The organism is Actinomadura gamaensis, assembly GCF_042652125.1.
In the GTDB taxonomy this organism is placed as follows: domain Bacteria; phylum Actinomycetota; class Actinomycetes; order Streptosporangiales; family Streptosporangiaceae; genus Spirillospora; species Spirillospora gamaensis.
In genome coordinates this window covers 96340-109055 of sequence record NZ_JBHSIT010000004.1, presented here as the reverse complement: position 1 = coordinate 109055, position 12716 = coordinate 96340, and the positions used below count along the sequence as shown (strand labels likewise).

The window sequence follows — 12716 nt, the reverse complement described above, 5'->3', positions numbered from 1 at the left end:
GGCGCTCCGGGACAAGCGATCCGGCAGTGCGTCCGGTATGAGGGGAAAGGGGCTAGCGGCGTCGCGAGCTCTTGGAGACCAGCGTCACCACCAGCGCGATGACGACCGCGAAGAAGCCGATGATGAAGAAGAACTTCAGCATCGACAGGACCCAGCCGACCACGGAGAAGGCCAGCCACAGCGCGAGGATGACACCAACGATTGTCAGGATTGTCCGACCCATGCCCATCAATCTAGGGCCGGGCCCGTCCGGCGTCATCACTCTGGAGGACGACCCGTCCCCCTACCGAACCCCGAGGCCGACCCTGAGACTTCAGAGCCATCTCCCCCGAGCGCGCGCGAGGCGGGCCACTTCGCACTGTGGCCCGCCTCGCGCGCTGCTGCCGTCGCTCTAGCCCTTGTCGGTGTCGGACGCGTCGGGAAGCGGCCGGTCAAGCTGCGTCTTCGGCGAGGCGGCCGGGTCGGCCTTCGCGCTTCCGTCGAGCATCGTCCGGCTGGTGTCGAGCATGGTGTGCTGCACGGGCGCGTCCTGCTTCCCGTCCTCGGACCAGCCGGGCCGCGGAATCGCACCCGGCACGGCCTGCGGCCCACTCTGGCCAGCACTTCCCGCCCCCTGCTGCGGACCGCTGGACGCGCCCTGCGGTCCATCAGCCGCTCCCGGCGAGGAACCGGCCTGCGGCGTTCCCGGCGTGCCCGGCGCGGCCTGCGGCATACCGGACGCTTCCTGCGGCGTCCCCGGCTGACCGGGTGCGGCCTGCGGCGCGCCTGGAGGCGGCGACGGGGCAGTGCCGGGCATGGGCTGCGCGTACGGTCCGGACGGCGCCTGCTGCTGGGCCGGGTAGCCGGGAGCCGCGCCGTACGGCTGACCGCCAGGCTGGCCCGGGGCCGGGGCACCGGGCTGAGCGCCGTACGGCTGCTGGCCATAGCCGGGCTGTCCGCCGGGAGGCGCCGACTGCGGCGCGCCCCACTGCGCCCCGCCCGGAGCCCCCATCGGCTGCGCCCCCATCGGCTGCGCCCCCATCGGCTGGGCACCCATCGCAGGCGCGCCCATCGCCGGAGCGGCCGGGCCGGCGTTCTTGGCTCGCGACATTCCGAGCAGGGTGCCGACTCCCGCGACCAGCAGCGCGACCACCGGAGTGATCAGCTCGCGCGCGCTCATGTGCTTGAACGCGCCCTCGACGATGTTCGTGAGGTTGTCCCCCGCGTAGTAGAGGACGCTGCCCAGCACGAACCCCACGCGCAGCGCGATCCAGGCGGCGACGGCCGCGACCACCGGCACCGCCGGGTTGGCGGACCGGACGGCGAGCACCGGCAGCGCCACGATCAGCGCGGCCAGGACCAGTTGCAGGTACAGGTAGGTGTCGGACAGCAGGAAGCCCGCGTGGCCGCCGTTGCTGACCAGCCGTGCGATGGACCGCACCGCCAGATAGCTCATGATCGTGATGACGACGGTCGCCGCCGCGCCGCCGACCATGATCAGCAGGATCGCGGGCAGCACCCGGGATCCGCCGGGACGGCCCGGACGCGACGGCTGCGGCGGAAACGGGGACGCTGGCGGTACGGCGGGGGTCGGCTGGTGCATTTGACCATTAAATCCACCATCGCTCCCTGGTGCAGCCGTCCGGGCTGATTCGATGCGCTTTCGCCGCGAAGGGGACGGCGCCGCGCCCGTCCGGTTCGCCCTAACCTGCGGCGATCCTGACTCGAAGTTCTTACGGAGTGATGACGTGGCGGTGTGAATTCCCCTGCGCCGAATACCGTTGTCGTGTGAGTACACCGACGCGCCCCTCGCCCGGCGGACGTCCAGCCGCCGCTGCGCCGGAGGTCACCGGACGCGTTCTCGTCGTGGACGACGACCCCACCGTCGCGGAGGTCGTCGCGCGCTACCTGGTCCGCGACGGCCACGACGTCGAATGCGTGGCCGACGGCCGCCAGGCGCTGCGCCGCGCCCACGAGAACCCGCCCGACCTGGTCGTCCTCGACCTGATGCTGCCCGGCATGGACGGCCTGGAGGTATGCCGCCGGCTTCGCGAGACCTCGGCCGTCCCGGTCGTGATGCTCACCGCGCTCGGCGCGGAGGCCGACCGCCTCGTCGGCCTGGCCATGGGCGCCGACGACTACGTCACCAAGCCGTTCAGTCCGCGCGAGCTGGCCCTCCGGGTCCGGTCCGTCCTGCGCCGGGCGCACGGCGCGGTCGTCCCCACCGCCCTGAGCGGCCCGCTCCGCGACGGCGACCTCGAACTCGACCCGCACGCCCACTCCGCCACCCTCGCGGGCATCCCGCTCACGCTCACCGCGCGCGAGTTCGACCTGCTCGCCTTCCTGCTCCGCAACCCCGGCCGCGCCTTCACCCGCGAGCAACTCCTCGACCGCGTCTGGGGCTGGTCGTTCGGCGACTCCGCCACCGTCACCGTCCACGTCCGCCGCCTGCGCGAGAAGCTCGAACCCGATCCGGCCGCGCCCCGCCGCCTCGTCACCGTCTGGGGCGTCGGCTACCGCTACGACCCCGAAACCGCCACGCCCGCCCTCACCGAGAACACCTCCGAACACCCCCAGCCCCACCACACCGCCCCTCAGCGAACCCGCTCAAATCCCGCCGAGTCCGCCCAGCCCAAGCCCGCCGAGCCCGGTCGCGCAGATCTTGAGCACGTCGGTGCCGAACACGGTGAGCCCGAGCCCGTCAGGTCCGAGCCCGTCAGGTCCGAGGCCGTCGCGTCCGCGGCCGGCCGGTCCGGGGGCGGGGAGTTCGAGGGGCGTCCGTCCGGGCCGGGGGAGTCGGGACGGGCTCGGGGTGCGAGTGGCGCGTCCGGTGGTGAGAGCGGGAGGGTGCTCGGGTGATTCCTCTCGCTGATCTCGTATGGGTCGCCTGGTACTCGGCGCTCGCGGCTGTCGTCGTGGCCGGGGCCGGGTTGCTGACCCTGCATCTGCTGCGCGGACGGTCGGTGGCGACGCAGCTCGTCGTGGTCGGGGTGGCGACCGTGCTGGCGACGGTGTCCGGGATCGTGGTGATCTCGCTGATGATGCTGCTCAACGAGCACGACCTGCTGGTCGTCATGTGGGTGGTGACGGCGGCCGGGCTGGTGGCGCTGGCGGTCTCGGTGCTGCTCGGCAGGCGGCTCGTCGCGGCGAACCGGGTGCTCGTGGACGCCGTCCGGGCGGACTCGTTCGAGCCGCCCGCCGTGCGGCTGCCCGCCGAGCTGGCCGAGCTGTCGCGTGAGCTGGAGGCGGCGCGGGCGCGGCTCGCGGCGGCGCACGAGCGCGAGCAGGCGCTGGAGGCGAGCCGCCGGGAGCTGGTCGCGTGGGTGAGCCACGACCTGCGCACCCCGCTCGCCGGGCTGCGCGCGATGGCCGAGGCGCTGGAGGACGGCGTCGTCGATGACCCGGAGACCGTCCACCGGTACCACGGCCGGATGCGCGTCGAGGTCGAGCGGCTGGCCGAGATGGTGGACGACCTGTTCGAGCTCTCCCGCATCCACGCGGGCGCGTTGCGGCTGTCGCGGGAGCGGGTCGGGCTCGCCGACCTGGTGGCCGAGGCCGTCGCGGGCGCGGAGCCGCTGGCCAGCGCGAAGGGCGTCCGGCTGCGCGGCGAGGTGTACACCGGCGGCCCCGTCCAGGTGGACGCCTCGGAGCTGGGTCGCGCCCTCCGCAACCTGGTGGTGAACGCGATCCGGCACACGCCGGGGGACGGCGCGATCGAGATCTCCGCCGAGCTCGTCGCGGGCGAGGCCCGGGTCACGGTCGCCGACGCGTGCGGTGGTATCCCCGCCGAGGATCTCCCGCGCGTGTTCGACGTGGCCTTCCGCGGCGAGACCGCCCGCACGCCCGGCGGCGGCGCGGGCCTGGGGCTGGCGATCGCCCGCGGCATCGTCGAGGCCCATTCCGGACGGATCGGTGTGACCAACATGGGCCCCGGCTGCCGGTTCGAGGTCAGCCTGCCCGCCGCGGTGACGTGAGGGGGAGGGTGAGCAGCGACTCAGCATGATCCGAATCATCGGTGCCGTGCGCCTGGAACCTGGAAAAGCCTGCTGACCAGCGCACACGCGCCGCCGGATGCGACGCGTCACGCTCGATAAGGCGTCGCTTGCTCGGGGTGGCGTGACGTCCCGTCGTTATTGGACGCTGCGCTGCATAGTCGCCGCGCGGGCTTGGCGCGGACGTCGGTGACGGTCAGTTCCGGGCCGCGGACGCCGTCATCGGCCGGGGCGTCCCAAGGGTGAACCAGTATTCGGCCATTTTATGGTTCGAGGGTCTCCTCGATCGCCCGGAATGTCGGGCATGGCCAGCGCCACATGCAGGCGCGGCAGCGCTGGATCGGGCTGGCCGGGTCGCTGGTGATGCCGCCCGCGTCCTGCGGCCGGTGCAGCTCGACCAGGCGCAGCGCCAGCTCGGTGAACATCATGACCTCGTCGCGCGCCGTCGCCAGGAACGTCAGGTCCTCGCGGGCGAGGCGGGTGCGGATCGGGACGAAACCGGACCGGTTCACCAGCCGCCCGAGGTACTGGGTGGACGACCGCCAGGAGTGCGACTTCTCCGACCGCGTCCGGATCGACTCGATGCGCTCGCGCAGCCGTAGTTCGCGGGGATCCGCGCCCTGCTCGGACCTCATCGGTGGCTCACCCCCTCCGCACGGCCACGCATCTACGGTCCCCCATGCGAGCCGGTCGCGGAGGGCGAACGGTGCAGATCCAGGGTCCGGACACGGCCAAGAAGAGCAAGATCCACCACGTGGAAACCGACCTGCCGGACATAACGCCCCGTCGCCCTACCGCGACGCGCCGTCGCGACGCGCCTGACACGCCCACGTGACACGGGGAGATGGCCGACTCCCTGGCTAGCGGGCCGTCCGCCCGATAGTGTGCCCGTCGTGGAGCTCAATGTCTCGACCGCATCTCAGGGAGGTCACGCCGTCGTCACGGCGACCGGCGAACTGGACCTGTACACCGCGCCCCGGTTGCAGGCCGCGCTCGCGGCCCTGCTGCGCGACCGGGCCGACCGCATCACGGTCGACCTGAGCGGCGTGGAATTCTGCGACTCGACCGGCATGAACGTCCTGCTCTCCGCGATGAAGCGGATCAAGGAGCAGGGCGGCGCGCTGGAACTGGCCGCACCACGCCCCGCCGTGAGGCGCATCCTGCAGGTCACCGGGCTCGACACGGTGTTCACCGTGGTGGACGCCGTGCCCGCCCTCGACTCCTCTCTCTGACGGTCCCCGCGACCTGACCGACCCGGCCGGACGGCGCCACCAGCGCGCCGTCCGGCCCCGCGCGCGCCATCCTTCCGCGCGCTCCGGCGCCCTTCGACCCGCCCCGCGCGGGCGCTGTGCAGAGCACGGGCCGTTCGGCGCCGCGCGCACTGACCCATCCCCGCGCGCTCCGGCGCCCTTCGACCCGCCCCGCGCGGGCGCTGTGCAGAGCACGGCCGTTCGGCGCCGCGCGCACTGACCCGCTCACGCGCGCCGTCGCGTCCGGAATCGCGCGTTATCGCGCGGTGGCCCGGCTTGCGGGTTGGAGCGCAACCTTGCGCAGCGTTGGTGGTTGGAACGGGGTGCTGTTGCAGCCGTTAGTGCGCGCTCGGGCGCCTGACGGGTTGGAGCGGGATCGGGCGCGCGGGCGGGTCTGTCTGCGGGGAGTGGGCGGGTGCGGGCTACTACGATCGGGCGCATGCAGGACGTAGCGGTGATCATTCCCGCGAAGGACGAGGGTGATCGGATCGGGGCGACGGTCAAGGCGGCGCTCGGGCTGCCCGGCGCGGATCTGGTCGTGGTCGTGGACGACGGGTCGTCCGACGGGACCGGGCGGGTCGCCGAGGAGGCGGGCGCGCGGGTCGTCCGGCACAGCCGCAACCGGGGCAAGGGCGCGGCGATGGAGACGGGCGCGGAGGCCGTCCGGCTGCTGGACGAGGGCCGCGACCAGCCCCGCCACCTGCTGTTCCTGGACGCCGACCTCGCCGACACGGCCGCCGAGGCGGCGCCGCTGGTCGCGCCCGTCCGGGCCGGTGAGGCGGACATGACGATCGCGGTGTTCTCGACCACCGTGAAGCTCGGCGGGCACGGTTTCGTCGTGCGGCTGTCGCGGGACGGCATCCGCCGCGCGACCGGCTGGACGGCCACCCAGCCGCTGAACGGCCAGCGCTGCCTGACCCGCGCCGCGTTCGAGGCGGCGCGTCCGCTCGCCGCCGGGTTCGGCGTGGAGACCGCGCTCACCATCGACCTGCTGCGCAAGGGTTTCCGGGTGACCGAGGTCGAGGTGCCGCTCGCGCACCGCGCCACCGGCACCGACTGGCGCGCGCAGGCGCACCGCGCGCGGCAGTTCCGCGACGTCGCGCGGGCCCTCGCCGTCCGCGAGCCCGCCGTCGTGTCCCGCCTGGACCGGCTGCGCTCCTTCCGCCGCCCGTGACCCCGGCCGACCAGCACTCCCCGGCCCGCCGCCCCAGCCCGAACGACCCGCCCACGCAGCGCGAGGTCGTCGACGATCCGGCCCCTGAGGCAGTGGACGGGGCAGGCGATGCTGCGGGCCGGCCCGGCGAGGCTGCGGGGCAGTCCGCTGAGGTGGTGGACGGGAACGGCGAGGTGGCGGGTCGGGACGCTGAGGTGGTGGGCCGGAGCGTCACGGCGGTCGGGTGGGGCGGGCTGGTTGGGGGCGGGGTTTCGCTGGTCTGTTTTCTGGCGACCGCTCTGCTCGGGCCTTCGGTGTTTCAGCCCGCGTTGGCCGGGGGCGAGGGGCAGCCGCCGTTCTCGCTGACCGCGCATCCGTCGCCGTATCTGGTGATCGGGCTGGTCGTCGCCGGGATCTTCACGGGCGCCGGAGGGCTTCTCGCGTGCCTGCTCGCCGCCCGCAGGGGGTGGCGGGTCCGGGCGTTTCCGCTGGTGGCGGTGGGGATGCTCGTCGCGGCGGCGTTCGCGTTCATGCCGCCGGTCGGCTCGGCCGATCACCTGAACTACGCGTCCTACGGACGGATGGCGGCGACCGGCCACGACCCGTACGCGACGACGGCGTCGGACATTCCGCACGATCCGGTCATCGGCGCGGCCGAGGAGTGGCGGACGACGCCGTCCGTCTACGGGCCGGTCGCGACGGCCGGGCAGGCGCTCGCGTCGTGGGTCGGCGGGGATTCGGTGCGGCTGACCGTCTTCGTCCTGTCGCTGGAGAACCTGCTCGCGTTCGGGCTGACCGGCCTCATCCTCTACCGGACGGCCCGCACCGACGCCGGACGCCTGCGGTCCGCGCTCATGTGGACGTGCAACCCGTTGACGATCTTCCATCTGGTCGGCGGCGGGCACAACGACGTCCTTGCGGTGGCGCCCATGGTCGCCGGGCTCGTCCTGGCCACGCGGACGGCGAGCGGCGCGCTCCGCACGTTCCTGGGCGGCGTGCTGATCGGCGTCGGGGCGGCGATCAAGCTGCCCGCCGCGCTGGTCGGCGGCGGACCCGCCTGGACGATGGTCCGCCGCCTCCGTGCGGACGCGGCGGCCCGGCGAAGCCTTCTGGCGCTGGTCGGCGGCGCGGCGGTGACGGTCGTGCTCGCGTATGTGCTCGGCGGCGTCCACTCGCTCGACCAGGTCAACCGCGCCAGCCGGATGATCTCGCTGGCCACGCCCTGGCATCTGGTGGCCCTCCTGCACGTCCCCGCCCTCCGGACGGTCGTGAAGGTCGGCTGGGTGCTGCTCGGGGCCGTCCTCGTCTGGGGTCTGGCGCGCGTCCTGCCCCGGCCGGATAACCCGGACGCCCCGGAAATCCGCAAGAGCGAGACGGCCGCCGCCGCCGTCCGGCCGCAGGCCACGACGATCGCGGCGGCGCTCGTCCTCGGCTGGCTGCTCGCCGCGCCCTACGAACTGCCCTGGTACGACGCGTTCGGCTGGGCCGTGCTCGCGCTGCTGCCCTGGTCGCGGTTCGACGTCCTGCTGCTCGCGCACACCACGGCGCTCTCGCTCGCCTACCTGCCCGCGCGCGGCCCCGAGGTCGCCGGGCTGCCGGACGACCTGCACTGGCTGATCAGCGTCGTCCGCTCCGGGATCATCCCTGCGTTCTTGACGGCCTTGCCGGCGTGGACTCTGTGGACGGCGTTCCGGCCGGACCGGAATCGGGAGCGGCGCCGGCCTCGTCGTCGCCGAGCTCCAGCGTCCGCAGCACCGCCGCGATGAACAGCGGCACGGTCAGCACCAGCGCCACCATCAGGATGATCATGCCCGAGTCGTTCGCGAGCGTGCCGATGACGCCGACGGTGAGCGCGCAGACCAGCGCCGGACGCATGGTCTCGGCTCGCGCGTAAGTCGAAGTCAGCAGCGACGTCCGGCGGTACCGGGCCGGCCGGACGAGGACGAGGTAGAGGACCACGATCCCGGCGGCGACGAGCAGCGTGACCGGCCAGAACGCGAGGCTGCCGAGCATCGAGTCGAACTTGCGGGTGACCACCGACCAGGCGCCGCCGCCCACCAGGTCGTTCCAGAACTTGCCCATGTGCGTCGGATGCGAGCTGCGCGAGTTCACGAACGACAGCAGCAGCACCGCCGCGGCCCCCGCCACGCAGAACAGCGCGAGCTTCACCAGCGACACGCGCCGTCCGGACACCATCAGCGCGAGCAGCGCGAACGTCGGGACGAACGCCAGGACGCCGCCGAAGTCGGCGCCCCACATCGGCCCGCCGTCCAGCGCGATCGCGGCGAGCCCGACGAGGACCACGACCGCGACCGCCCACCAGCGCCGCCCGCGCCGCAGCGGGAACTCCGCGAGCCACGCCGCCGACAGCACCGCGGCGGCCGCGAACAGCGCGAACGCCTGGTTGCCGAACCCGTAGAAGCGTCCGGCGACGACGGCGGTGTAGCCGAGGAACGAGTTCATCTGGAGGTGCGAGCCGGTCATGACGTCCAGCCCGAGCGTCGCGGCCGTGATGCCCGCGACGATCAGGCCGGGGACGGTCACCGTCCGCCGCCACGGCCCGCCGAGCGCCACCGCCGCCATCGCCACGCTGATCGCGAGCACCGTCGCGACCAGGACCGGCGTCGTGTGCGGGGCCTTCCACCACGGGACGACCCCGGCGAGGAACGACGCGCCCGGCACGGACGCCCCGGTCAGCGCGACCGCGCGCGTCGCGGCGAGGATCCGGCGGCGCGCGGCCGAGCCGCTCCGGCTCCGCCGCAGCGCGAGCGCCGCGACCAGGTAGAACACGATCTGGACGATCATCAGCGTGGACAGGAACCCGCCCTGGACGCGCCGGATCGCCTGCCCGGCGATCTCCGCGTCCGTCAGGACCTCGACCTTCCGGGCGGTCGAATCCCCGGTCGGACGCGTCCGGAACGGCGAGCCGACCGCGTCGGACGGCTCCGGCAGCCCCGCCGCCTTCATGATCGTGGACGTGACGTCGGTCAGCGTGACCAGCGCCTTCTGCCGCGTCGCGTCCGAGTACAGGTAGGACGAGCCGGTGAAGCCCGGCCCGGTCGCCGCCGCGACCCGCAGGTGCGGCTTCGGCCCGTTGTCCGACATTCCGGCCAGCAGGACGGTCGTGCCCGCCGGGACGCCCGCGAGCACCTGCGCGACCCGGCGGTCGGCGGCGGCCGCGGCGCGCGCCCGGTCGGCGGAGTTCACCGGCACCTGCGCGCCCTTCGCGTCCACCCCGGCGGTGAGGTAGACGCGGAACACGTCATCGATCTCGACGGCGGTCAGCGCGCAGCGCGCCCAGTCGTCCCGCGTCGCCCGGTCGGTGCCGTCGATGTAGTGGTCGACCCGGCCGGACCGGTCGGCCAGGCCGAAGACCGCGCCCGGCCCGACCGCCGTCGTGCAGAGCCCGTGCCGGTGCGCGGTCTCGCCGAGCAGCCCGGGCTCGGCGGCGTAGGACGAGTCGGCGTTGTCCTTGACGATCTTCGTCCAGCCGGGCGCGAGCGCGCCGCCCTGCGCCGGGACGGGAGATCCGGGCGGCACCGGCGCCCCCGGCACCACCGGGTTGGACGGCAGCACGCAGTCGGCGTCCTTCAGCAGCGACCGCTGACCGGCCGAGACCGTCAGCCACCCGTCGGTCGGGCAGGTGTTCGGCTTGGTCGTCCGGACCGTCATCGCCCCGGCCGCGCCCTGGCCGGTCAACCGCCACAGCGTGGGGGTGTTCGAGGCGGTCACGTCCGTCCACATGAGGCCGTCCACGCCCACGAGGACCACGCGTCCGGCCGGAGCTCCGCGCCCCGCCGCGCTCGCCGGAGCCGCACCGCCTCGGACGCCCGAACCGGCGCCCGAACCGGCGCCCGAACCGGCGCCCGAACCGGCGTTCGAGCCCGCGTTCGACACCACGCTCGGATCCGCGCCCGGACCCGAGCCCGGCTCGGTGGCCTGCGCCGATCGCGCCGGAAGGCCGAGCAGGAACCCCGACGCGGCGAGAACCAGCAGGACAGCGGCCATGGCCGGTCGCGGTATGCGGAGTCTCGCCCCCGGTAGCCCCATGTCGTCCAGGGTAGTGGCACCGTTAGGACAGGATGTGAACATGCGAGGAGCCATGGGGACGGGCGACGTCGCGCCGGAGCGGCGCGCGTCCGGCTCGAACGGGGGTGCGGCGGTGGGGGCGACTGCCGTCAACGAATCCGCCGCGGCCGACGACGGACGCGAGGGCCGCAACGGACGCGATGGCCGCAGAAGCCGCGACGCGCGCACCGGCCGCAAGAGCCGCAACAGCCGCGACCGGCGCGACGCGCGCACCGCGAACGATGGGGACGCCGCGCCGGAGACCGGCTGGCGTCCGCGCGGCGGCGCGGACTGGCTGATCCTGGCCGCCGGGATCCTGGTCGCGGTCGCCGCGGTCACCCCGATCGTGGTCCGCTGGCTCGGCAACCCGCCCGACCAGCGCCTCGTCGACCTGGAGGTCTACCGCGAGGGCGGCCGCGCGGTGCTCCGGGACGCCAAGCTGTACGACGTCCTCACCCAGCCGCCGCAGCTGCTTCCGTTCACCTACCCGCCGTTCCCGGCGCTGCTCGCCGTCCCGTTCACGCTGATGTCCTGGACGGCCGCGCAGTGGACCTGGACGGCCCTGGAGTACCTCGCGCTCGTCGTGATCGTCCGGTACGCGTTCCGCGACCTGATCGCGCGGACCGGCCGCTGGGCGCCGCTGACCTTCGGTGTCCTGTTCGGCGCGTGCGCGTGGCTGACCCCGGCGTTCGACCAGATCCGGTTCGGGCAGGTCGGGTTCTTCCTCATGGCCCTCTGCCTGGCCGACACGATGGCCCGGACGGCGTACTGGCCGCGCGGCGTGCTGGTCGGCGTCGCGATCGCGGTCAAGCTCGTCCCCGGCGTCTTCCTGATCTACTTCTGGCTCACCGGACGCCGCCAGGCCGCCGCGAACTCCCTGCTCACGGCCGCCGCGACGTCCCTGTTCGCGTTCGCCTGGCTGCCGTCGGACTCGGTGGACTACTGGTTCGGCGCGCTGCTCCAGGGCGGCGACCGGACCGGCGCGGTGAACGGCACGACGAACCAGGCGCTGAACGGCTGGGTCTCCCGGATCGTCCCCGAGGGCCCGGTCCGGACGGCCCTGTGGGGCCTCCTCGTGGTCGCCGTCGCGTACGCGGGCTTCCGCCTAGCCCGCCGCACCACGCTCGCCGCCGACCGCCTCGCCGGCCGCACCACGCTCGCCGCCGACCGCCTCGCCGGCCGCACCGCGCTCGCGTCCGACCGCCTCGCCGGCCGCACCGCGCTCGCGTCCGACCGCCTCGCCGGCCGCACCGCGCTCGCGTCCGACCGGCTCGCGTCCGACCGGCCTTCGCTGCCGGCGCTGCCGCCCGACCCGTCCCGGCGCTGGGGCACCGACCGGATGCTCGCCGCCGACCCGGCCGCCGGGGACTCCGCGCGCAGCCTGCTGCTCGCCGGGGTCGCGATCACGGGCCTGCTGTCGGTGCTGCTGTCGCCGGTCGGCTGGATCCACCACCTCGTGTGGATCATCGCCGTCGTGGGCGCGCTGGTGGGGGACGGCCGGAACGCGCGGCGGTGTCTCGCCGCCGCCGCGGTCTGGCTGTTCTACCTGTTCCCGGTGCCCTGGTGGGGGACGCACCTGACCGGACGCGGCCACCCCCTGTATCTGCAGGCCATCGGCCAGACGGTCAGGGATCTGTTCGGATTCGGCGCGGTCGCGCTCATGTTCGTGCTCGGAATCTGGCTGCTCAACAGGCTGGCCGGCGAGCGCGATCGTGAGGATCCCTCTCGTCCCCTGGACGGTGTCGGTACGCTCACTCCGTGATGCTTGTCGCCGTCGCCGTCGCCGGACTGCTCGCCGGGGTGGCCGGACTGTCGGTCGCCGTGGTCGCCCACAACCGCGTCAACCAGGTCGTCGAGGAGTGCGCCGAGGTGCTGCGCCGCCGCCTCCAGGTCGCCGCGCCGGGCGCGGTCGACCGGCAGGCGCTGCGCGACCTGGCGATCGTGCACTACGACGCGCTCAGGGAGATGTCCGGCCACCGCTCGTTCTCGCTCGCGCTGATCAACGCCTCCGGTGACGGGGTCGTGATCAGCTCGATCATCGGCCGCACCGAGACCCGCACGTACGCCAAGGTCGTCCGGGACGGCCATCCGACCGAGCCCCTGTCCCCGGAGGAGAACCAGGCCCTGCGCGCCGCCCGCCTGGGCAAGGGCCCGGTCGTCACCATGGACGACCCGCTCCCCGACTTCGGCAACCACACCCGCCCCGCCCGCGCCTGACCCGCCGTCCGCTCCCCGCGGGACGTGACGGACACCACGCGTCCGGTGCGCACCTGA

10 protein-coding genes and 1 pseudogene are annotated in these 12716 nt (G+C 73.9%); 7 read left to right on the top strand and 4 right to left on the bottom strand.

The genetic code is table 11. The annotated features are described in order from the left end of the window. Window positions 1-52: 52 nt before the first annotated feature. On the bottom strand, window positions 53-223 hold the full coding sequence (locus ACFPCY_RS14625) for a hypothetical protein (RefSeq protein WP_253876738.1): 171 nt from the start codon (window positions 221-223) through the stop codon (window positions 53-55). A gap of 168 nt (window positions 224-391) precedes the next feature. Beyond that, window positions 392-1498 carry a hypothetical protein gene (locus ACFPCY_RS14620; RefSeq protein WP_378255331.1) on the bottom strand — a complete coding sequence of 369 codons (1107 nt, stop codon included), beginning with the start codon at window positions 1496-1498 and terminating at the stop codon, window positions 392-394. Between the two features lie 269 nt (window positions 1499-1767). On the opposite strand from ACFPCY_RS14620, the gene ACFPCY_RS14615 reads away from it, so the two are divergent. Continuing rightward, on the top strand, window positions 1768-2838 hold the full coding sequence (locus ACFPCY_RS14615) for a response regulator transcription factor (protein ID WP_465251225.1): 1071 nt from the start codon (window positions 1768-1770) through the stop codon (window positions 2836-2838). Continuing rightward, window positions 2835-3953 (top strand): sensor histidine kinase, encoded by a 1119-nt coding sequence (locus ACFPCY_RS14610; RefSeq protein ID WP_378255330.1) that lies wholly within the window; start codon window positions 2835-2837, stop codon window positions 3951-3953. Before ACFPCY_RS14615 ends, ACFPCY_RS14610 begins: the two co-directional genes overlap by 4 nt. A gap of 281 nt (window positions 3954-4234) precedes the next feature. Here the strand turns inward: ACFPCY_RS14610 and ACFPCY_RS14605 are convergent, their stop codons facing one another. Beyond that, on the bottom strand, window positions 4235-4606 hold the full coding sequence (locus ACFPCY_RS14605) for a hypothetical protein (RefSeq protein ID WP_378255327.1): 372 nt from the start codon (window positions 4604-4606) through the stop codon (window positions 4235-4237). 258 nt (window positions 4607-4864) lie between these two features. On the opposite strand from ACFPCY_RS14605, the gene ACFPCY_RS14600 reads away from it, so the two are divergent. The 3 genes and pseudogenes from ACFPCY_RS14600 to mptB all read left to right on the top strand — a co-directional run. Then, window positions 4865-5203: an STAS domain-containing protein gene (locus ACFPCY_RS14600; protein ID WP_378255326.1), complete on the top strand. Its 339-nt coding sequence runs from the start codon at window positions 4865-4867 to the stop codon at window positions 5201-5203. Between the two features lie 457 nt (window positions 5204-5660). Beyond that, the gene (locus ACFPCY_RS14595) at window positions 5661-6395 is read left to right on the top strand and encodes a glycosyltransferase family 2 protein (protein ID WP_378255324.1); all 735 of its coding nucleotides are present in this window, start codon (window positions 5661-5663) and stop codon (window positions 6393-6395) included. Further along, a pseudogene (gene mptB / locus ACFPCY_RS43110) lies at window positions 6392-7450 on the top strand (polyprenol phosphomannose-dependent alpha 1,6 mannosyltransferase MptB); the annotation flags it as partial. The gene ACFPCY_RS14595 and the pseudogene mptB, both read left to right, overlap by 4 nt. Window positions 7451-8012: 562 nt before the next feature. Here the strand turns inward: mptB and ACFPCY_RS14585 are convergent. After that, window positions 8013-10382: a hypothetical protein gene (locus ACFPCY_RS14585; RefSeq protein ID WP_378255322.1), complete on the bottom strand. Its 2370-nt coding sequence runs from the start codon at window positions 10380-10382 to the stop codon at window positions 8013-8015. 82 nt (window positions 10383-10464) lie between these two features. Here ACFPCY_RS14585 and ACFPCY_RS14580 point away from each other — a divergent pair, with 82 nt between their 5' ends. Together ACFPCY_RS14580 and ACFPCY_RS14575 are read left to right on the top strand one after the other, a co-directional pair. Further along, entirely contained in the window at window positions 10465-12204 is a 1740-nt protein-coding gene (locus ACFPCY_RS14580) for a glycosyltransferase 87 family protein (protein ID WP_378255320.1), read from the top strand. Next, window positions 12204-12659: a DUF4446 family protein gene (locus tag ACFPCY_RS14575; RefSeq protein WP_378256428.1), complete on the top strand. Its 456-nt coding sequence runs from the start codon at window positions 12204-12206 to the stop codon at window positions 12657-12659. Before ACFPCY_RS14580 ends, ACFPCY_RS14575 begins: the two co-directional genes overlap by 1 nt. Window positions 12660-12716 lie beyond the last annotated feature (57 nt).